Origin of the sequence: Adhaeribacter pallidiroseus (assembly GCF_003340495.1) — a bacterium.
GTDB lineage: Bacteria > Bacteroidota > Bacteroidia > Cytophagales > Hymenobacteraceae > Adhaeribacter > Adhaeribacter pallidiroseus.
Genome location: NZ_QASA01000001.1, coordinates 3,422,123 through 3,444,801 on the forward strand (window position 1 = coordinate 3,422,123; position 22,679 = coordinate 3,444,801).

The 22,679-nt window shown below is 43.0% G+C and carries 15 protein-coding genes and 1 pseudogene; 11 read left to right on the forward strand and 5 right to left on the reverse strand.

Annotated elements, in window-relative coordinates; genetic code table 11:
- The first annotated feature begins 311 nt into the window (after nt 1-311).
- The gene (locus AHMF7616_RS13610; RefSeq protein ID WP_115373384.1) at nt 312-971 is read left to right on the forward strand and encodes a cytochrome b/b6 domain-containing protein; all 660 of its coding nucleotides are present in this window, start codon (nt 312-314) and stop codon (nt 969-971) included.
- Between the two features lie 26 nt (nt 972-997).
- Entirely contained in the window at nt 998-1,804 is an 807-nt protein-coding gene (locus AHMF7616_RS13615) for a molybdopterin-dependent oxidoreductase (RefSeq protein WP_115373385.1), read from the forward strand.
- A gap of 537 nt (nt 1,805-2,341) precedes the next feature.
- Here AHMF7616_RS13615 and AHMF7616_RS13620 read toward each other — a convergent pair.
- From AHMF7616_RS13620 to AHMF7616_RS13635, 4 genes and pseudogenes are all read right to left on the reverse strand, one after another.
- Nucleotides 2,342-2,563, reverse strand: a complete 222-nt coding sequence (locus AHMF7616_RS13620) for a hypothetical protein (protein WP_115373386.1) — start codon at nt 2,561-2,563, stop codon at nt 2,342-2,344.
- Nucleotides 2,564-2,735: 172 nt separating this feature from the next.
- Complete coding sequence (locus AHMF7616_RS13625) at nt 2,736-3,557, reverse strand: maleylpyruvate isomerase N-terminal domain-containing protein (RefSeq protein ID WP_115373387.1); 822 nt, start codon at nt 3,555-3,557, stop codon at nt 2,736-2,738.
- Nucleotides 3,558-3,633: 76 nt separating this feature from the next.
- Nucleotides 3,634-3,948 (reverse strand): annotated as a pseudogene (locus AHMF7616_RS13630) (nuclear transport factor 2 family protein); the annotation flags it as partial.
- A gap of 428 nt (nt 3,949-4,376) precedes the next feature.
- Nucleotides 4,377-4,838 carry an ester cyclase gene (locus AHMF7616_RS13635; protein ID WP_115373389.1) on the reverse strand — a complete coding sequence of 154 codons (462 nt, stop codon included), beginning with the start codon at nt 4,836-4,838 and terminating at the stop codon, nt 4,377-4,379.
- A 559-nt stretch (nt 4,839-5,397) separates the two neighbouring features.
- Here AHMF7616_RS13635 and AHMF7616_RS13640 point away from each other — a divergent pair.
- From AHMF7616_RS13640 to AHMF7616_RS13680, 8 genes are all read left to right on the forward strand, one after another.
- Complete coding sequence (locus AHMF7616_RS13640) at nt 5,398-8,469, forward strand: ligand-binding sensor domain-containing protein (protein ID WP_115373390.1); 3,072 nt, start codon at nt 5,398-5,400, stop codon at nt 8,467-8,469.
- Nucleotides 8,470-8,724: 255 nt separating this feature from the next.
- Entirely contained in the window at nt 8,725-9,372 is a 648-nt protein-coding gene (locus tag AHMF7616_RS13645) for a response regulator transcription factor (RefSeq protein ID WP_115373391.1), read from the forward strand.
- Nucleotides 9,373-9,397: 25 nt separating this feature from the next.
- Nucleotides 9,398-9,853 carry a hypothetical protein gene (locus AHMF7616_RS13650; RefSeq protein ID WP_115373392.1) on the forward strand — a complete coding sequence of 152 codons (456 nt, stop codon included), beginning with the start codon at nt 9,398-9,400 and terminating at the stop codon, nt 9,851-9,853.
- A gap of 175 nt (nt 9,854-10,028) precedes the next feature.
- Complete coding sequence (locus AHMF7616_RS27515; protein ID WP_115373393.1) at nt 10,029-10,256, forward strand: nitronate monooxygenase; 228 nt, start codon at nt 10,029-10,031, stop codon at nt 10,254-10,256.
- Between the two features lie 19 nt (nt 10,257-10,275).
- On the forward strand, nt 10,276-11,076 hold the full coding sequence (locus AHMF7616_RS13660) for an NAD(P)H-dependent flavin oxidoreductase (RefSeq protein ID WP_115373394.1): 801 nt from the start codon (nt 10,276-10,278) through the stop codon (nt 11,074-11,076).
- 321 nt (nt 11,077-11,397) lie between these two features.
- Nucleotides 11,398-11,601 carry a hypothetical protein gene (locus AHMF7616_RS13665; RefSeq protein ID WP_147275684.1) on the forward strand — a complete coding sequence of 68 codons (204 nt, stop codon included), beginning with the start codon at nt 11,398-11,400 and terminating at the stop codon, nt 11,599-11,601.
- 641 nt (nt 11,602-12,242) lie between these two features.
- Nucleotides 12,243-14,681: a TonB-dependent receptor domain-containing protein gene (locus AHMF7616_RS13670; protein ID WP_115373396.1), complete on the forward strand. Its 2,439-nt coding sequence runs from the start codon at nt 12,243-12,245 to the stop codon at nt 14,679-14,681.
- 392 nt (nt 14,682-15,073) lie between these two features.
- Nucleotides 15,074-15,808: a DUF72 domain-containing protein gene (locus AHMF7616_RS13680; protein WP_115373398.1), complete on the forward strand. Its 735-nt coding sequence runs from the start codon at nt 15,074-15,076 to the stop codon at nt 15,806-15,808.
- A 77-nt stretch (nt 15,809-15,885) separates the two neighbouring features.
- Here the strand turns inward: AHMF7616_RS13680 and AHMF7616_RS13685 are convergent, their stop codons facing one another.
- The gene (locus AHMF7616_RS13685; RefSeq protein ID WP_115373399.1) at nt 15,886-16,605 is read right to left on the reverse strand and encodes a ribonuclease H-like domain-containing protein; all 720 of its coding nucleotides are present in this window, start codon (nt 16,603-16,605) and stop codon (nt 15,886-15,888) included.
- An 867-nt stretch (nt 16,606-17,472) separates the two neighbouring features.
- On the opposite strand from AHMF7616_RS13685, the gene AHMF7616_RS13690 reads away from it, so the two are divergent.
- Nucleotides 17,473-21,723, forward strand: a complete 4,251-nt coding sequence (locus tag AHMF7616_RS13690; protein WP_115373400.1) for a PKD domain-containing protein — start codon at nt 17,473-17,475, stop codon at nt 21,721-21,723.
- Nucleotides 21,724-22,679: the final 956 nt, after the last annotated feature.

A 22,679-nucleotide genomic window follows, 5' to 3' on the forward strand; every position in this document is an offset into this window, starting at 1 on the left:
ATTTTCTAGTACGTGGGGTAGGTTTTTCTTTTACCAAATAGTTGCTACTAGTTAACACAGCAGGCTACTCGTAACGGTTTTATAGTATTTATCAGCTTAACTTTATTTAGAATCTACTTATTCGTTTTTTTTATTGCTTAGCCAGGAGTTGGTGTAACTAAATTCTAATTTTACCATTTCTGAAGCCTCATTCTTAACAATTTAGTTCTTCGGACTGTATAAAGGAGGTGCCCTAGCGGGCTAATGACAAAATTTAAAAAATTCTAAAGGAATCTGGTATTTAAGAATGTTCCCTACAGCCGAGCCTATTTATGAAACAGATAATTGAAAAGCATCCGGTAGCAATCCGTTGGTTTCATTGGCTAAACTTTCCCCTTTTAGCTATTATGATTTGGAGTGGATTGTTGATTTACTGGGCCCATGATGTTTACCGGATAGGCTGGGCAGATCAAACGTTGCTCCATTTCTTTCCCGATTCTTTTTACAAAGCATTAAAAATTCCGTTCCGGTTAGCCGAAGGCATGTCGTTGCATTTTGTGGGTATGTGGCTTTTTCTGCTGAATGGCTTCTTGTACGTACTCTACACTATTTTTTCCGGGGAGTGGCGTTACTTACTACCAAACAAGCATTCTTTTCGCGAAGCCTGGCAAGTAACGTTATATGATCTGGGAATTTCAAAAATACATCCACCCAAGCGTAAATTTAACGGGGCGCAGCAAATTGCTTATACCGCAGTGATACTAATGGGCATAGGCTCGGTACTAACCGGCTGGGCAATTTATAAACCAATTCAGTTACGTTGGCTTTGTTCGCTATTGGGTGGGTATGCCTCTGCTCGTTGGCTGCACTTTGCTTTAACCATGGGCTATGTTTTGTTTTTTATCATTCATCTTATCCAGGTAATTCGGGCGGGTTGGAATAAATTTCAAGCCATGATAACCGGCTTCGAAATAAAACAGACTGCCAAATAAGATTAATAAACCCAACCGCAAATCCAATGGAAGATAAAGAACCGCTACCAACAGAAGAGGTAAGTGATCAAACAATAAGGCGGCGCACTTTTTTGGCATTTACAGTATTTACGCTGGCTGGCGTGGGGAGCGCTGGTCTGTGGCAGATTTTTAAAAATTTACCTAAAAACAAGAACCGGCTGTCTACCCCAATCCGAAAAGTGCTGGGGTTTAACGAGCAAGTAAACACTTTACTATTTAGCGAAAAGCATTTGGCGCCAACTTATCCGGTGGCTGCTGCCGGGCGTGCTCCCCGTGTAAACGGCAAGGTAGGTTTAGCGGCGCAAGATTTTGACCCAGAAACCTGGCAACTGCAGGTTAACACCCCGCATAAAGCTCTGACGAAATTTATTACGCTCAGCGCGATAAAACAACTACCTAAAACCGAACTAGTAGTTGATTTTAAGTGCATTGAAGGTTGGAATCAAATTGTGCATTATGGTGGCGTAACTTTCGCAGATTTTTTAAAATTTTATCAGTTAGGCACCTTATCGGGCAAGCTCCTGGCGCTCAACCAGCCCGCCGATTGGTATGCTTATGTGGGTCTGGAAACGCCGGATCGCCAGTACTACGTGGGTTTAGATATGCCCAGTGTGCTTCATCCGCAAACCTTACTTTGTTACGAAATAAACGGCGAGGCTTTGCCCTTAAAACACGGCGCCCCGCTTCGGCTCATTATTCCTACTAAATACGGAGTAAAAAGCTTAAAACGCATTGGCACTATTTTCTTTTCCGAAACGCCGCCCCGCGATTACTGGCACGAGCAAGGTTACGTTTACGATGCTGCTTTGTAGAATAAAGCAAGGTATAAATTTAAAAATTCTAAGTGGCGCCGGTGGTAACGTAAACCATGTTTATACAAGGTATCTCCAGAAGATATACTGCCCTTCTAAGTGCTGAGGTAACCCTTGCTTTATCTTTCACCCTTTACTGTATGCGAAATAGCTGCATTTACTTAACAAGCTTTTTTTAAGCGCTATTCTTTTCCGGGAGAGCATACTCGTCTGAGAAGTTCCAGGAACGCGTTCGGGCTACGGCTTTTACGACAACAAACCTGCTGCCTTCTTTCCTGGGTTTAATTGGTAATGCAAACAGCAAAATCGCTGGATTAATGCATTAATTCCAGAACAGGTACTGGTTTTTCAATTTCGAACTCCATGATCGGGTTTTTGGCACGCAACCAGGAAAAAAGTTCTTCGGCTTGGGCGAGCCGGGCTGGTGGGGGTAATGAAACGGTGTTGCCTTTAGTTACAAGGCTACATTTTAAAAATCGGGTGGCATTAAAGTACGTTAACTTCTCAAATGCGGCGTAGGGTATTTTTTTAGCTTTACTAAAATGGCTTTTCTTTAATAGATAAGTAAGAATCCTGGAAATCAGCTACGGTAGTAAAATACTTAATCGCTAATAATTCCAGAAAAATACCGGTTCCGGTGGCAAACAGCATTGCTAATCCGGTTCCAAAGTGGTCCTGCAACTCCCGAAATAAAAGCACCGGAAGAATTATAATGAAGTGCGACTTCCAATTAACTTGGGTAAATTTATACTGCGCCATAAACCCGTTATGTAAGCTACAATATACTAAAATGTTGGCGCCCTAATCAGAATTACTAGTAAATTTCAAAATCTGACACTCTAATTACTCATTTAAATACAAGAATGCCTTTTATTCAGCCTATAAACGGACTTTCGCGGGTATGCTTACTTAAAAAATTTAAAAAATACTTTTAAGCCATTACCGAAATCATCTCTAAGCTAACTTCGCCTAAGGCTTTGTTGCCAGCGATTGCTACCTGGTTCCTGATTTGTTCGGGACGGATGCTTTTGGAAAACAACTTCCAGGCAATAGCCGGAGAAATAATAACTTGGGTGTCCGGCTTATTGGTAACAGCTTTAAGCAGAGTCCATTGCGCGGCTTTTCGCACCAAAAACCAGTTGCCGCCGGCAGCGGTAGTTACCGAAATTTGAACAGTGGTTCCTTCTTCGGCGTTCACGTGCTGGTAAGTAGCCGCTAGCCCGTGCATAAAAGTGGAAATAAACGGATAGAAGAATTTTTTTGTTAAAATGCCAGGTTGGTTTACCGCCTCCCGGATCTGCTGGTGGTGCAGCCATTTCTCGGTATATTCCCGGGCCAGGTGCAATTCATTCAAACTTTCCTGTTCGCCGGCCCAAGCCACCGGGAATATAGCTTTTTCCTGTAAGTTAAGGCTTTGGTAATAGGCACTAACCAACGGGCCCGTAATTTCATGGAGTAAGATAAGAACGCCGGGGCTTATTCTTTTGCAGGCCTTTACCCAATCGGCATTTAATTGATTTAACCAGTTTACCAAATCCGGGTAAGCGGAAATGGCGGGAGGCTGCTCGCCAAAATAACGATCGCGCTGCATGGATAGCACCCGCAGATTACCATCCAGTAAATGCGCCACAACGTCTTTTACTTGCCAGCGTTTGGCCACCGTGGGTTTTTCCCAGTCTTCCGGCCTTAATGTTTTCAGGAGTTGAATTAGCTTTTGGTCTAATTCGGCAAATAAATGTTTTACTTCCGGCATGTTTGTTTCGGGTATTGCCAGGTAAATATAAGCCGTAAAACTCAGCTTAACATAGCCATCCGGCTTGCATCACAAACTACGAATAATGCACAAAAGCTTTACAAACTTTCCGGTCTTCGTTAAAAAATAAAATTTCAGCGGCTTTTTGGTTGGTGGCTTTATTTAAGTAATAAATTGTTAAAGCGTTAATACCGGTTAAAACATTCAAGATTTTAAATTCCAGATTCGGGATTTTTTTTAAACCCATTTCCCAATAAGCTTTAACCGCCTCTTTGCTGGCTAGCCGCCCGTTGCTTTCGTCTACCAGGAGCAACGCCAAGGGCGTTTCTATCACAAAATCGGCGGTATAATGCGCCAACACCGCATCTAAATTATGATTGTTCCAAGCATTTGCCCAATCGCGGGCAAACTTCTAGGCAAATTCTATCGTCAGCATTTTTAAATTTTTAAAGGGTTTACCGCATCATTTTTTTAAATTTCAACTGTTCTAAGACCTTGTGTTTCGGTAATTTGTTTAAAGCTGCAGCAAAGAGATAAGTGCTTTTTATTCATCAGCATTAAACTGCTTCTATTAATTAATTACTTGCCGGATAAAAATTCTGAGACCGATGCTGGGGGATGGTACTACTGCTGGCAAGAACGCCCTGGTAGAATACCTTTTGGCAGTATCCCGGCTGCCCTATTTGCGTACGTTAGTCCCGAAGCGTTAAGAATAAGTTTAGATTGTACTTTTTGGCGTACTTTTAAACCCATCCGTGGCACGCTTAATACAGCGGATAGATAAAACAAGGGCTTTTCGGGCCAGCGTAGCTACAGCTCTTATTTATTAGCGTTTAATTGTTTAAACAAAGCGTACAAATCTGGTTGCGGACGGGCTTCTACTACCCAGTTATCAATTACCTTTACAATAAATACTTCCTGAATATTTATTACATTTTGCGTAGCCGGTATTCCCCAGAACTCGCCTTGGTGGGTAGCGGTAACATTTACCAGTGCCACTACCGTATCATTTTCCGCGAGCATTTCCTGCACGGTCATGTGCAAGTCCGGGAAAGCCGTAAAGAAATAACCCAAGTAGTTCGACAGATTGGTGCGGCCGCTTCCTATAGCACCAGTAGGAGCTACGGAATAAAACTCTTCCGCAAAAATCTGGGAAATAACATCTAAGCGTTTTTGGTTAATTACCTCGTTAAAATGACGCAGCACCAGCTGTTTATTAGCTTCTAGATTCGGAGTAGAAATAGAAGCAAGTAAATTGGATTGATTAAGAGTTGCGTTCATGATTTTTACAGATTTTTTTAAATTTTTTGATTGCTAGGCAGCCCCATTTCGAAAGGATCTGCTATTATTTTTTTTCACGGTCTGGTCCGTAATCCTTGGCTGTTATCCCTACAAAGAGCGTAAAAAAGGCGAACACCTACAATCCCCGAATTTGGGGGGAATTGCCGGATTCCAAGTAGATCTGTAATGGTGATAAATCAAAAAATCCCCACATTCGGGGATTTTTTGATTTACGGAAAGTTATAAAAAGAACCTGTTTAAAGTTTTTGTTTGCTATAAGGTACATTTACCGGAATACAAGCTAGTAGCGCACCCGGTTACAACGGTACCGTAAACCTAGCCAGTTCCCGTAATTTTCCGGAATAAATGCCAGATGAAATACTCCATACAATAATAATTTTTTGCTTGGTGGCAGGAATCTCGTTCGGTACGACCAATTTTGTAAAAAAGAACTCCAAACTAATCCCCAATTGTGGGGATATTTTTAAATTTATAACTCCTTGAAATTCATAATTTTGTTACTTGCAGCATTTTTTTAGAAAAATAAAAAGCGGGTTACATGCGTACTTTTTTAAAATCCGGATTATGCTGGTGGTTATGCTGCAGCACGTACGCGCTATACGGTCAAAATCTCTTTTTCGATAAACTAACTACCCAAAATGGCCTTTCCAATAATAAGGTAAACTGCATTCTTCAGGACAAACGAGGGTTTATCTGGTTTGGCACCGAAGATGGCCTGAACCGCTACGATGGCAACACCATGGTTATTTTCCGGAGCCAACCCGGCAGCAGTTCCGGCCTGTCGGGCAATATTGTAACGGGGCTGCATCTAGACCAGCACCAGATCATGTGGATTACTACCGCCGATGGCGGCTTAACCCGCTACGATTACCGCTTGCCCTATGCCCAACAATTTAAAAAATACCGGCATTTACCCCACGATTCAACTTCTATTCCGGTAAACATTTTAAATGCTTTAGTAGAAGATAAGCGGGGCTATTTGTGGTTAGCCACTAGTGGCTATGGTATTTTGCGTTTTAATAAACAAACCGAACGGTTTGATCAGATTAAATACCAAGGCGTAAAAACTGCTCTAGCGCTTACCCTGCGGCGCGATACCGTATGGGCGGGCATGCAGGGCAGCGGCTTATTAAAAATAGATACCCGTACCTCCCACTCTATTTCCGACACCAGCTACAAAAGTGCTTATTTAAAATTACCGCACGTAACCGTAACTTCTTTGTACACCGACCCGGCCGAAAACGTGTGGTATGGCTCCTGGGACAATATCTTATACCGCTATAATGCTCAATTAAAAAAAGAAGAAAACTTCCCGGTAGCCGCTTCGCCGGTTACTGCCTTTACCGACGAAGCTTCTAGCTTTGCGGATGATCACCGGGGGCAGCTCTGGATTGGGGGACGTTACGAAGGGTTGCACCTGTTTGATCAGCAGAGAAAAACTTTCCAGCACATCGTGCCCAATCCGCAAAAAGCCGGCTCGCTGCTTTCCAATAAAATTAATTGTATTTACCGCGACCGCGATGGTAATATGTGGCTGGGCACCGATAAAGGAGTTAGTACCTATAACCTCTACCAACAGCAGTTTACGCCACAAGTGCTCCCTGTTAAAAGCACCACTACCCAACCCGGCCGCATTAATGATTTTTACCTGGATGCGCAGCAAACCTTGTGGATTGCTACTAGCGATGGATTATTTAAAAAATTTAAAATTTCCCCCGCTTTTACGCACATCTTATTAAATTATCAGGGTACAAACCTGGCGGTGGGTAAAATACACCAGAGTACCAACGGTACTTTTTATTTGGGCACCAACTATTCTTTATTCCAATTTAACCCCAGTACCCACGCCATAGCGCTATTATCCGACCAGGCGCAGGATTTGGTAATGAGTAAAATTATTGCTTCGCGCATTGTTTCTATCGTGGATTTTAAAATTAATAACCAGCCGGTTTTAATAACGGCCCCTTACGGGCACTTTTTAACTTATTACGATTTTGCCGCCCAAAAGTGGGTTTCCCGAGCCGATAGTGCCCGGCAGATAATTGCCCGTCTGGATTTAAAAGATAACCTGATTCGCAAGTTGTATAAAACTAGCCCGGGTGGCTTATGGATGGCCACGGCCAAAAGCGGCTTGGCAGAATGGAAAAACAGCCAGTCGCCGCATTTTATCTATTACCAACACGACCCTATCAATCCGCGCTCCCTCAGTAGCGATAATGTGTACGATATCGCCGAAGACCAGCACCATAATCTTTGGGTAAGCACCTACGGCGGTGGCCTCAATTATTTTAACACTAAAACCAAAACTTTCCGGCATTTCCCGGAATCGCCCAATTTAATACAGGGCATTACCGTAGATAAAAGCGGAAAAGTTTGGATGGTGAGTAACGGCAATTTACACAGCTACGACCCTGACCAAAATCAGTTTGCCTCTTACCATTTGTTAGATTACGAAAGCACCGGCGGCCTGAATGGTTCTATTTACCAGGACCCAGCCGGTACTATTTACCTGGGCGCTAGCAATTATTTTATAAAGTTTAAACCCTCCAGCATTCAAAGCCCCGCGCAGCCGGAAAAACCCGTTTTCACGGATTTTCGAATTTTTGATACCTACCGCAACGAGCTGTTGCAGCAAAAAGAAATAAAACTGGCTTATAACCAAAACTTTTTTTCTTTTACTTTTTCCTCGCCCAATTATGTAAACCCCGACAACATAACGTACAGCTACCGCCTAGAAGGCTTGGATAAAAGCTGGCGAAACGCGGGCCGGGTAAATAGCGCCGGTTACACTAACTTGCCGGCTGGCCGGTATATTTTTAAAGTAAGAGCCGTAAATGGAGCGCAGGTACCGGCTAATCAGGTTACTACCATGGCTATTACTATTGTACCGCCTTTTTGGGAACGGTGGTGGTTTTATGGGTTAGTAACAGCTGTGCTGGCCTCCCTAATTTATTTGATGTACCAGTATCGCATCGATCAGCTCCTAAAAAGACAGGCTATCCGGAACAAAATCGCCCAAGATTTACACGACTCAGTAGGTTCTACGCTCAGTAGCATTTCCGTATACAGCCAGGTAGCCCAAATTAAAAGTTCAGCTGTGGAATCAGCAGAAGTTAATCAGTTACTTACCAAAATCAGTACTATTTCCAACGAGATGATTTCGGAGATGAATGATATTGTATGGGCCATTAACCCCGTGAACGATAGCCTGGATAAAATCATTATCCGCATAGAATCTTTCGGAAGGCCTTTGCTCCGGGCCAACAACATTGTTTTTAAAATAAACCGCGATGCGTTACCCCCCGGAATAGATGTGGGTATGGAAAAAAGCAAGGATATTTATTTAATTCTGAAAGAAGCATTAACCAACTGTGCTAAACATGCCGGCGCCCAAAATGTAACGCTTCATTTAAAACTGCAACACAAACGCATTCTGATGCAGGTAATAGACGATGGCAAAGGGTTAACCGATGCCGATCAGCTTTCTCCTTCTTTATCGGGCAACGGATTGCGCAACATTAAAAACCGGGTAAAAAACTTAAACGGGCAACTCCATATCAGCTCGAATTCCAATGGCACAACGATCGCCATTAACTTTAAAATCACCTAATTTGGGGATTGCTTCCTACTTTTAATTAGGGCAGCTTTGTCGAACAAACTTTTACAAGCCTCCGATAAGTTTTTAATCAACTTAAGTGCTTTGCCGAAATTAATTTAGACTATCATTGGTGATATCGTACTGATCATCAAATGTATACAAACCGAACAACGAACAACTAATAACCAACAACTACTTATTATAAATAATTGATTATCATTTTTTTTAAACCAGTAACTTAAACTGGCTGATTACAAATGCTCGATTATGCCGCTAAGAATTATTATTTTCGACGATAATGTAAATATCCGCGAAAGCATTACGCTGTTATTAAGCACGGTGCCTCATTTTGAAGTGGTAGGTACCTTCAGTAACGTATTAAACTGCCTTACTAACATTAAAAAAACGCAACCCGATGTTATTTTGATGGATATTGCCATGCCCGAAATGACCGGAATTGAAGCGGTAAAACTAATTAAGCAAGAATTTCCGCATATTCAGGTGCTCATGCAAACGGTTTTTGAAGACGATGAACGGGTTTTTGATTCTATATGTAGCGGTGCTTCGGGGTATATTCTTAAAAGCTTTCTCAACACGAATTTAATTACTGCCATTCAGGAACTGCAATATGGCGGAGCGCCCATGTCGCCGACCATTGCCCGGAAAGTACTGAACAAATTAAAAAACGAAAACCCGGTACAAACCCCGGAGCAAACAGATTCTTACCATTTAACGATTCGCGAAAAAGAAATTCTAGCTTGCCTGGTAGATGGCCTGAGTTATAAAATGATTGCCGCCAAGTTGTTTATCAGCTACGAAACGGTACGTTCGCACGTGAAAAACATTTATGAAAAGCTGCACGTAGCCTCTTTAACCGAAGTAGTAGCTAAAGCCATTAAGCAGCGGATTGTGTGATGTTACATAGGTAAAAAAACAGTAAATGATTCTTGGTTTAAAAAAATTTACGATAGTTACCCAACCAACCGTTAGCTCTACTGTAAAAATGAAAGTAGTTATCCTGATATTTTTAACTTTAATTGCTTTTCTTTATTCTTTTAAGTTTGGTTATATCCTGACAGCGAATGGGCACGGAGGACAACTGGAAGGAGTACCCTTTGCAATACTAATAATGCTACTTACTATTATGTTTTTCTTTGCTAAAAAACAAACCCTCAAGCAAAAGCTCTTGTATACTACTCTTATTTTGTTCTTAGCGCTGGCTGGGTTTAGTATAACAGTAGAAGTAATCAGAAGAACTAAGGAGGACTTCTTTCAATATTTGTATCTTGAATCAGGTGGAATGGTGAACAAGCTATTGATGTTTTATTTAATACTTGGTGTAATTCTATTAGCTTGGAAGATTAAACAATTTAATAAGGAAAGCCTTAAGTATTGAGAACCATCCATATTAATTTTTTGAATTACTCTCTATAATCAAATTTCTTGTTCCTGCCTCTTTATATAGCGGAACAAAGCAACCATACTGCGGTACAAACTAACCTGGAACTTTGCCTAAACAAGTAACAAAGCTTGGTTAACACGGGTACAATCATTTCTTTACCGCTTAACTTATGAAATGGCCGACTGAAGTAACAAGTCTTTTAAAAATAAATTACCCGATTATTCAAGCGCCTATGCTGGGGGTAACGTCGCCCGAAATGGTGGCGGCGGTTTGCAATAACGGTGGCTTAGGATCTTTACCCGTAGGCGGTTTAGCGCCGGCGCAAACCAGCGCCCTTGTCCGGAGAACCAAATCCTTAACCGGTAAACCTTTTCGCCCATTCTATTCCGGTTATTAATCAGCTTGAAGTAGAGAATATGCACCGTTTTTTAGCGCAGCTTTGTCTACAAAATCACCTTACCGAAGAAAATCTTGCCCCTGCGCCCCTGCATTTTAATTCTTATCTAAATCAAATTCAGGTTTTACTGGACGAGAACATACCCGTTGTTAGTTTCACTTTTGACATTCTGGGAGATGATTGTATAAAAGCCTTTCGGGATAAAGGAGTAATATTGATTGGTACGGCTACCAGCCAAAAAGAAGCTGTTTTGCTCGCCGAAAAAGATATTGCTATTATTACGGCCCAAGGCATAGAGGCTGGCGGGCACCGCGGAACTTTCCTGGAAAACGAGCCACTGCCCCTTATCGGGTCATTTTCTTTGATTCCGCAAGTAGTTAGTAGTACCAATCGGCCTATATTGGCGGCTGGCGGCATACACAACGGTAAAACCATCCGGGCCGCATTTATGTTAGGTGCCCACGGCGTGCAGGTTGGTTCCGCTTTTATCGCTAGCCCGGAAAGCTTAGCCAGTGTCTCTTATAAAACCCGCATTCAGAATGCTGCCGAAACAGAGATAGTTCTAACTAAGTCTTTTTCCGGCCGTTGGGCCCGGGGAGTCCGGAATAAATTTATAGCGGAAGTAGAAAGATCCGGTTTGCCCATCCCGGCCTATCCTATCCAAACTAGCCTAACCGGCCCCATCCGAAGTATAGCCCAAAAGCAAGATAACTCGGATTTTATGGCCTTGTGGGCGGGACAATCTTCGGCAAAAGCCGAATTTAAATCTGCCGCCGACATACTAAAGCAACTTATTCAACAAACCGAAGCAATTAATTAGCTACCTTCCTAATAAAGCAAGCACTTATTCCGGTAAACCATTGTTGGTTAACATTGTAGCCGATTTAAAACTTTGCGCAAAGGCTTTAGGTAGCCTTCAAGAATTTGCCCGCACCTTCTTGTGGCCAGAGAACACAGCTCCAACACTCTTCGTCAAAGTAACTTCTGGAAATTTTTTGCGGCAAATACCGCGTTGCCATTGGCTAAAATTTAAAAAAATAACAATGGATGATGCCATAAACCTTCTAAAAAGTGTTTAATAGTCGTCCTTCTGCTAACGTATGTAGGTTATTCTTCTGCTCAACCATAACCACCCAATAGTATGAATAATAAGATCGTTGCGATGGGATTTGGCAACTTAAGTCATGATAGCGATCAAGATCATGCCGCAGCTTACCTCGATAATTTAGCTTCTGAAGAAATTAAATTCATAATTGCTTATTCTGCCGGTCCACTTGGCACCCCAACCCGTGCCGCCTTTATTACTGAATGCTATCCCACTCAGATTTTGGTTGGTTTAATATAACCCTTAACTGGTGCCAGTAGCGAAGCCATTTTTTAAAATTATAGTTTAAAGCTGCTTTCTGATAGCATTTAAATAACCGGACTTACATAAAGAATACCATTGGGTTAGCCCTCCGGAAGAATCTTCTGGCCACATGGGGGTAAGAGTACAAAATAAATTAAGTTTATTTTCTGTCTACCAAGTACATACTTCTAATTACATCAGCTGCTAAGTAGTTGGTCGTTATTAGTTGTTCGTTGTTTGATTGTTAGTATTTTAAAAATCAACTACTTAGTCGAACCTGTCTATCTATTTAATTTTGTCCAAGTACATAGTTCTTGCTACTCCCAAAATTCTTCCAGAATAATAAAAAAAGATTTAGGAACAGCAGCTACTTCGGGCCACTTCTTTAGAAACACATCGCTAAAACTTACCTCTTAAAACGTTTTAGAAAGCTGCCATAAAAATGTAAAAAATCTGGCGCAGGGCATTCTTCTACTGTTCGGAATTAATACAGAACTGTACGTAATCGTACACTAACCGGGGAACTAATCAGTAGCTAAAATTCTAATTTTCAATTAGTTAATAATTAAAAATAAGATTGGTATAATAGTAGAAGATGCCCGAATAAGAATTCCAGCCCTTATTCAAACAAACACACCATGAAGAAATTATACTGCTTATTTAATATTGCTTTCCTGCTTTGCCTGTCGGGGGTAACTTTTGCGCAAACCAGCGGCCAGCTTACCGGTCTGGTTAAAGACGGCAAAGGCGCACTAGTACCGTATGCCAGCGTAGCCGTTATCCAAACCAGTACCAAAGCGGTAGTGTCGGGAGTTACCACCACCGATCAAGGTACTTTTACCCTTAAAACTCCGGCCACGGGCACGTACTTGCTGCGCGTCACGGCCATTGGTTTTACTACTTTAGATACGGCTCCGTTTGAGGTAACTAATACCAACTTTTCGAAAGATTTTGGCACTATAACGGTGCAGGAAGATGCGAAACTATTAAAAGAAGTAACGGTACAATCCATGCGGCCCAAGGTGGTAGCCCACGCCGACAAAATGGTAGTGAGCGTAGATGGTACCGCTTTGGCCGCCAGCAGTACAGCCTACGAAGTATTAGCCAAATCGCCGGGGGTATTTATCGACCAGGACGGCAATATTCAGCTGAACGGCAAAGGCGGTATTCAAATCATGATTGATGGCAAGTTAACTTACTTATCCGGCAAAGAACTGCAAACCATGTTGCAGGGCATGTCGGCGGAAAACTTAAAAGACATTGAAATTATAACCAACCCCTCGGCGAAGTACGATGCCGAAGGCAACGCGGGCATTCTGAACATAAATTTAAAAAAGAACTCGCTTACCGGCGTGAATGGCAGCGTGTACGTGGGTAATTTCTACAACGGCATGTCGGGATACAGTACCGGGGGTACCTTAAATTATAAAAAAGGCAAATGGAGCACTTCGGCCAATTTCGACGCCGCCCGGCGGGTATTCTACCGCAATGCCGTTTTTAATCGCGAATTTAATACCGATAGCAGCAGCAGTAAGCAGTACTCCAACGGCCGGCAGGAAGATATCCGGCAAGTGCCTTCGCTGCGCTTAAGCACCGATTACGACATTAATGATAAGCACAGCGTGGGCGTAACCACTAATTTGTATTACCAGGATTTTAACAGCGAATTTGTAACCCGTACGTTTGCCTCCAACGGCAATCCCGCTACCGATTCGCTGATTACCGCCACCAACTTAATTAACGGCGAGTTTTCGAACTACACTTTTAACGGCCATTACCTGGGTAAACTCGATACGGCGGGCACCACGCTTTCTGCCAACGTAGATTACGTGATGATTAACAATAGCTCTAACTCGCGCTTTAATAATTTGTATCAGCAGCTCAGTAATGGCAATTCGCGGTTGGTTTTACCCGGCAGCGACAATCCTTCTAATTTTAAAATTTTCTCGGCCAAGACCGATTTTACCAAATCGTTTTCGAAGGATACCAAAATGGAACTGGGCGCCAAAGCCAGCCGGGTAGTTTCCGATAACGATTTGCGGTTCTTTTACAACATAGATAACCGCAACGTTCCGGATGTTTTAAAAAGCAACCATTTTATTTACAAAGAAAAAATATTTGCGGCCTACGTAAACTTTAACACCAAAATCAGTGAAAAATGGAGTTTGCAAAGCGGTTTACGCGCTGAACAAACCTTGGGCGAAGGCAATCTGCTGACCACCAACACCACCTTCGAACGCCGCTACCTCAATCTTTTTCCGAGTATTTTCCTGATGCATAACGTCAGCAAAGACTACCAGATTTCTTATAACTACAGCCGCCGCATTAACCGGCCCCGCTACGAAAGTTTAAATCCTTTTGTGTTCTACATCGACCCGTATACTTACGCCCAGGGTAACCCGAGTCTGCGCCCCGCTTATACCAATTCTTTTGAAGTGACGCAAACCATAAAATCAAAGTATATTTTTAAAATTGGTTACGCCATAACCACCGACTTTATTGCCGAAGTGCCGGAACAATTCCCCGAGTTAAACCGGACCGTATTTATGAATGCCAACGTAAAACGCTACGAAAACGCGAACAGTAATTTGGTATTACCGATTAAAGTTTCGAAAAACTGGGAGATGAACAACACCTTTAACGTGGCTTACCAGGACTATACCATTGAGCAAAAAGAACGGTCGTTGCGCAATAAGCAGTTAAGTTATTACGGCCAGTCTACCCAGAATATCCAGCTTCCGAAAAAAGTAAAACTAGAAGTAAACGCCTTCTACCAGGGGCCCGGTGCTTATGCCTTGTACCATATTTCGGCCTTGTGGGGCATTGATGTGGGTTTGAAACGGTCTTTCCTGAACGATAAATTAGAATTTTCGGTGAACGTAAACGATATTTTTAAAGGGCAGCAAATTATTGGCCGCGCGAACTACAACGGCAATATCAACGAGTTCGACCAGTATTTCGGCTCCCGCAACCTGCGATTGAATTTGCGCTACCGCTTTAACAAAGGCGCTAAATTTGAAGAAAAGAATCGCAATACCAACCTGGAAGAACTCAACCGCGCGGGTGGCGGCAACTAAAAAAGGCCTCATCGCAGGTTTGCTAAATAAAAAAATTTAAAAAAGCAGTTAGCAATCCTTCCAACACTAGAGAAAATCCGGTTAAAGACCGGATTTTTTATTACCCCTCCCCTCCGGGTACCTCCCCTAAAAACAGGGAAGGAGAGGCCACTGCTCCGGGTAAAGAGTTACGTTGTTTCTTCGGACATTAATACATTTTTAAAGTGAAAATCACCTCTACGAGCTTCGTATATCTTATGCCTGGTAACATAAGAACGTGCCACGGCACGTTCCACAGGAGAAATAAAGCAAAAGTAATAGCTGCATCTCCTCCCTTGTTTTTAGGGGAGGTGCCGTAGGCGGAGGAATTAACTTTAACCGCATGAACCCAGTATACCGGGGCTAAAAAGAGCATGGAAGAGGAGCGTAAAATCTGGATTGGCTGTTCGGGCTGGCATTACAAACACTGGAAGAATATTTATTACCCGGCCGGTACTGCTTCGCAGGATTATTTAAAATTTTACTTACAGGATTTTAGCACCGTCGAAATAAATAATTCGTTTTACCGCTTGCCCACTCCCGAAACTTTTGCGGCCTGGTACCAGGCGGTGCCTCCCGATTTTCTGTTTTCGGTAAAAGCCAGCCGGTTTATCACGCACCTGAAAAAGCTAAAGGACCCGCAGCAATCCATCGTTCGGTTTTTTGAAAATGTAGCTTTACTCCAGGAAAAACTAGGCCCCATTTTGTTTCAGTTACCCCCGCAGTGGCGTTGCGATGCATCTCGTTTTAAAGATTTTTTGCAAGCCTTGCCGCTTTATTACCGGTATACGTTCGAGTTCCGGGACCATTCCTGGTACAACGAGCCCATATATGATTTACTACAGGCGTATAACGCCGCCTTTTGCATGTACGATCTGGAAAATCACCTTTCGCCGCAGCAAGTTACCACCGATTTTGTGTACGTGCGCCTGCACGGCCCCGTTTATAAATACGACGGCAGTTACGCCGAAGAAGTTTTAACCGAATGGGCTCACCGCTGTAAAAGCTGGCGGCAGACCGGCAAAGAAGTATTTGTGTATTTTGATAACGACATGCACGGGTATGCCCCTTATAACGCCCGCCGCTTGCAGGAGTTAGTACTTCTTTGAATTAAAGAATTAGAAATTTAAAAAATTGCTGGTTTGTAATTTGTTTTGGTGGAGTTTGCCTAGCATTAACCTTTATATCAGGTAGATTGAACGTCTTCTGGCAGTAGAATAGGCAAGCTTTTAAACCGCAGTAAAAGTTGCGCCACCGTAATAACATCTTGCTCACAGTAGTGGCTAATTTTTTCTAAATTTTGTTCTTCGTAATATACCCGCGCCACCTCCGAGCCGTCCATCTCGCTTTTAGGGCTGGGAATCTTAAAAAGAGCCGCTAACAAATTTAACGATACATAACTGCGCGTATCGCCAAAGCGCCACAAATGCAAGGTATCCAGGTGCGGCACTTCCCAGGGCTTCATACCGGTGCAGTCCACTAACTGGGGCAGACAAATATCGTTTACCAGCATCCGGCGGCACAAATACGGAATATCAAATTCTTTAATGTTGTGGCCGCACAAACAATAGCTTTTCCCGGTAAACTTAGTGTTTAATAAATCGCACAAGTCCAGGAGGAGCTGTTTCTCGTTGGTGTTGGCAAACGATTTCAGGCGCATGGTGTAGCGGCCCGCGGGCGTTTCGCGCAAAATACCAATGGAGATGCACACAATCTGGCCAAACTCGGCGTATAAACCGGCGCGTTCGTAAATATCGGCGGGGTCAGGTTCTATTTTAGCCAGTTGCCGGGCTTTTAATGCCCAGAGTTCCTGAAATTTTTCGTCGAGGTCGGCAAAGTTGGCGCGGCCCGGCACTGTTTCAATGTCAATAAAAAGCAGGTCTTCTAGGTTCAGTTGTGCGAACATGTAATTTCCGGGAATGATAAAAGCAAACCGCTCAAGCTAAACACCAGCAATTGCCTTCTACTGCCCTAAATTGAAAAATACTTCTTTATTTAACTACCGGACGGCCCGTTAAATTTTCTAAAAGCTTTTACATCGTCTCTGATTCCTTGCGGATAAATACTTAGAATATATTTTAAATTTACCGCAAATTAATTTTAAAATTTAGTGGACCATTTATTCTTCGAAACGCTTGAGCCGTTATTTAATTCATAGCAGTTGTACTGGCTGATGGAAATAGTAAAATTTAAAAAATGGTCGTTGGTTTCTAGAGAAGCTAATACTACTAGCAGCAAAGAGGTAGTTAAAAGTAATTACCACCAGATAGAAAATCCAGTTTCTCTTATAAAAGCTGCTTCATCGTTAAGAACAGTCATTCATTAGAATTTTGATAGAACGAAGCAAATATTATTGTTAGAATATAAGCGAATATTATATAAAAAATCAAATTTAAAATATAACCACAGTACATAATTTAAAAAATTAATCAAATTTTATTTCTAAAAAACCTTTTGTTATTGTTTGATTATAATTTACTGTGCCTTATTTTTCTCAAAAAATAGAGATGATACTAAATCGATTGATAGTAATAAGCTAAGTTTCCTGCACATACATTAATACTCGTTTAATTACCCGTTTACGTTGTCTGATTCTGAGGGAAAATGCTCTTACGGATAAGGCCTGTCTTATTAATTAATTGATTATCTATTTACATTTAATCCTCTCCTTTTATTTCTCTCAATTTTAAATAATTAGTACTCCTGGGTATTGGTTATAAAACTTGCGCGAATATTTAACCGGCAGTAGGCAACGCTTAATCTATTATATACTATGGCAAAAATCTACTACTTTCATAAATCGATGCATGGGTATGGTCAGGCATTTTGGCGATGGCTACGCCAAGTCATAAGTAAACCTTCCCAAAAACCTTTCTGCTGCGGCCAAAAGCACTATCTCAATAAGTGGTTGGTACGACTCCGTACGGGTATACTTCCTGCTATTATCTGGCTTTTTTTTATGGTAGTATCCGGGCCAGTAACCCTTCGGGCGCAAACCCTACCCAGTGGGTTTTCTTCTTCGCCGGTATCTGCGCAGTGGGACCAAGCCGTGGGGCTTACCTTTAGCCAAGATGGCAGCCAAATGTTTGTCTGGGAAAAAGCCGGGAAAGTATGGGTGGTAAAAAATAATCAAAGAAAGCTGCTACTAGACATCAGCGAAGAAGTAGGCGATTGGCGGGACTTCGGATTACTTGGCTTTACCCTAGATCCGCAATTCTCCAGTAATGGCTACTTTTATTTGCTCTACACCGTGGACCGGCATTACTTGCTCCATTATGGCACCAGCAGCTACAGCAGTACCACCAACGATTACTATAAAGCTACCATTGGCCGAGTAACGCGCTACGCCGCCAGCCAAACCCCGGATGGCTACAGCGTAAGTGCAGCCAGCCGTAAAATTTTACTTGGTGCTACTCCGGCAACGGGCATTCCTTCCCTCCATCAAAGCCACGGCATTGGATCGTTGGTATTCGGCGCGGATGGCACTTTGCTGGTTTCAGCGGGCGATGGCGCCAGCTATGCCTCTACGGACGTGGGTAGTGCTACCGAAACCTATTATGCCCAAGCCTTAACCGATGGTATTATTACTAAAGAATTGAATGTGGGGGCATTTCGGTCGCAAATGCTGGAAAGTACCAACGGTAAAATTTTAAGAATTAATCCCGAAACTGGCAGCGGTATTCCCAGCAATCCTTTTTACGACCAAGCCAATCCCCATTCGGTTCATTCTAAAATTTGGGCCTTAGGTTTACGTAATCCCTTTCGGATGATTATAAAACCCGGTACCGGCAGTGTTAATGCCGCCGATGCTAATCCGGGAATACTGTACGTCGGGGATGTAGGAAACGGAAATTATGAAGAATTAAATATTGTTACCCGGCCCGGAATGAATTTTGGCTGGCCCTTATTTGAGGGATTAACCGCGCAATCCTCGTACCCTGGCAAGAAAGTTTTTCATAATTACGCCCCTAATCCTTTGTACGGGGTTAATGGCTGCACCCAACAATACTTTTATTTCCAGGACTTAATTAAACAGGAAACGATTAGTGGCACCGCTCTTTTTACTAATCCTTGTAATTCCGGCCAGCCTGTTCCGAGTTCTGTAAAAACGTTTGTACACAGTCGTCCGGCCATAGACTGGCGCCATACTAGTACTGGTCCATCCCGTACGGGCACTTTTAGCGGACAAACGGCTACTTTTGCCGATATTGGCGCAGCGGGGTCGCCGGTACCCGGACCGCAGTTTGGCGGCAATGCGGCTATAGCGGGTGTTTTTTACCCGCACTCCGATTTTCCCGCTATTTACCAGAACACCTGTTTTTTCGGTGATTATGTTGGTAAATGGATCCGAAGTATGGCGGTAGATGGCAGCAATAAACCCGTAGCGGTGAATAATTTTTTAGCAAGTGGCGCCGTGGTGGTCGCCATGGCCGTAAACCCTACCCAAACCGGTATCTACTACATTAATTATCCTTCCGAAATTAGAAAAATAAGCTACAATAGCGTGAATACCCCTCCAAACGCCGTGGCTTCGGCGGATAAACTTTTTGGCACCAGCCCGCTCACGGTGCAGTTTACCGGCAGCCAATCCTCGGATCCGGAGGGCCAATCTTTAACTTACGCCTGGAATTTTGGCGACGGCACCACTAGCAATCTGGCCAACCCTTCGCATACCTTTACTAATGAAAACGCGGTAAAATACACGGTAACCCTTACGGTAACCGACTCCAAAGGCAGTACCGATAACAGCATCCTCACTATTTCTTTAACCGCTAATACCCCGCCCCAGGTTACCATTACGAGCCCGGTGGCTAACACCCTGTACCCATTAACGCAGGAAACCACTTATAATTTACGGGCTACCGTTACCGACCAGGAACAGAGCAACGGCGAGTTAACCTATAAGTGGCAAACCATTTTGCACCACGATAATCATGAACATGCCGAACCTTTTGATACTGCTCCCGAAACCACCACTACCCTGGACCCGGTCGGGTGCGGCGGCGAAACGTATTATTACCGGATTATATTAACGGTTACCGATAGCGATGGCCTATCTGGCCAGGACGAAGTAAGACTGTACCCGGATTGCAACACAACCACCCAACGAACCACTAACTACATCCTGGTGAATGCGGATACCGAAGAAGATATTGAAACCTTACACGACGGAACCATCCTGGATCTAGCCGATTTGCCCACTACTAATTTAAATATCCGGGCCGAAACTTTCCCAGCCACCGTCGGCAGTCTGGTATTTCATTTAACGGGCAGTCAAACCCGTACCCACACCGAAAATACCGGGCCTTACGCTTTGTTCGGTAAAAATAACGCGGATTTTAATAGCTGGAATCCTGTAGCTGGTAACTATAACTTAACGGCTACGCCTTATTCCTCCGCCGATGGAGCCGGCACCGTGGGTACTCCTTTAAGCATTGATTTTACCGTAGTAACGCAAAGTAACGTGAATCACGCCCCAGTCGCCGATGCGGGTTCGGATATGCTAATCACCTCCTCCAGCACCTCCGTACAACTCAACGGCTCCGGCTCCGATACCGATGGCAGCATCGGCAATTTTAGCTGGAGCCAAATAAGCGGCCCGAATACCGCCATATTTACCAGTAAAACCATAGCAGCGCCAACCGTTAGCAATCTAAAAGCGGGTACCTATATCTTTAGCCTTATTGTAAAAGATGACCTCGGCCTAACCAGTAACCCAGACCAAGTGGAAGTAAAGGTAAATCAGGCTACAACCCAAGCACTGGTAGCGTATATTCTGGTTAACGCCGATACCGACCAGGACTTGCAACTCTTACCAAACGGCACTACTCTTAATCTGGCTACGCTGCCCACTAAAAATTTAAATATCCGGGCCACTACTAACCCGGCCGTTATTGGTAGTGTCATATTTAATGTAAGCGGACAGCTTATCCGGAAACAGACCGAAAGCACGGCGCCTTACGCAGTATTTAGTGAAAGCAACGGCAACTATGCGGCCTGGGTACCAACAGTAGGAACCTACACTGTAAAAGGAACGCCCTATATGGGTGCCGCCGGTAGCGGCACGGCCGGTATTCCGCTCACCATTACTTTTAACGTCATCAACCAACCGGCTACTTTGCAATACAGCCTCACGGTAAACACCACCGGCAGCGGATCCGTAACGAAAAACCCCGATCAAACTACCTACGCTTCGGGTACGGTTGTAAAGGTAACGGCTACTCCCCGGAACGGCTATGTATTTACTGGCTGGAGCGGCGCTGCTACCGGTACCACTAACCCCCTTCCTGTAACCATGACGAGCAACAAAACCCTTACGGCTAATTTCGTAGCGGCTACGGGCCAGCAGGTAGTTAGTTTTACCTTGATAAACGCCACCACGGACCAACCCATCCGGGATCTAATGCCGGATGACGTTCTTTCGATTTCTGCTGATCAATATTTTAATATTCGGGCGAATACCAATCCGGTAAAAGTAGGAAGCGTTAAATTTGCTTTAAGCGGGCCACAAACCAAAGCTACTACCGAAACCGGCGCCCCTTATGCTTTGTTCGGAGATGTAAGCGGCAACTACAATAACTGGTCTCCCGCGGTTGGTTCTTACACCTTAAAGGCCACTCCCTATTCGGCCTCCGGCGGCACAGGAGCGGTAGGCACCCCACTTACTATTACTTTTCAGGTAGTTCGCCAAGCGGGCATAATGGGTGCTCGCAGTAACAAGTCTACTATTGAAACGGGTCAAGCCCAAAGGCTGCCGGAAGAAGGTGGCGCGCTTTTAACTTATCCTACTCCCACTTTAGATGGTCATTTGAAAGTTGATTTAAGGCGACCAATAGAGGGTGAAGTTACTTTTACTTTAATGTCCGGACTGGGTGAAAAATTGATTACCGGATGGCTTCCTTTAGCCCAGCCTACTTCTGTTTTGCCTTTTGATTTTTCAAAAAGTATGTCCGTTACGGGAGTGTATTACTTACTCGTTGAAAATAAATCCTTGAAAGTAATAGTAAAGATCATGCGGCAATAAACTTTGGTTTACACGCTTCATGTGAAGCAAGCTAAATCCCTGGCAGATGCAAGTATTTGCCAGGGATTTACGAATTGTTCGGATTACCAATTTAAAAGTTAGGATAGGCGTATGAACTCCCAACCAATTTTCTTCCAGATCATTGATAACATACACGGCTTCTGCTGGCAATAAATTTAAAAAAACATCTCTTTAGTGGTAAGTAGTTGGTCGTTTTTAGTTGTTCGTTGTTAGATCGTTAATAAATTAATAATCAAATACTTAAACTCAGGTTTTTATCAACTTAATTTTGTCCTGTTACTTAAATAAATTAACTGCAGCATTAAATTCAAGATTTGGTGCAGGCATCTTTTGGCGGAATCCCGTTTAGACTAGCTTCTGCAATTGAATAGTTTTGCTGTGAATCATTTTTGGCAGGTAACAATTATCCGGTATTAGAATATATAATATAAGCGCCGTTTACCACAGCTTGGAATTCAGCTCAATTGAACCAAGAGTTGGGAGATCCACCAAGCTGGCGAATAAACCAATTACTAACTACCGGCAAATGCTTTAAAACTAATGGCTGAATGTAAGGCTGGTAAAAGAATTTGGTACATTCAGAAGAAATATTAAAAATAAAAAACTTTATTTCGTCTATTCCTTTATTTCTTCATGCCAATATTTATATTTAATATTGTTTTCGTTAAAATTACTTTTATCAAATATTAAATGTGTGTCAGTAAAATTAGTAACTATGGTTGCGTCTATATTCCTAAAATTTCATATAACACTCTTTCGTAAACCTGTCTGGTATTATCTTTTAAAATAAAATTTTCAAGTACTTACGCTTATTTATGTCTTCTTCCCACTGGCTAATTCTCCCGAAATATTTATTTGTTTCCGGATTAGTCTTGTTTTGTAGTAAAGTCCACACTCATTTAGTCCGGCACCAACCAGTAACTGAGATGTCGTTT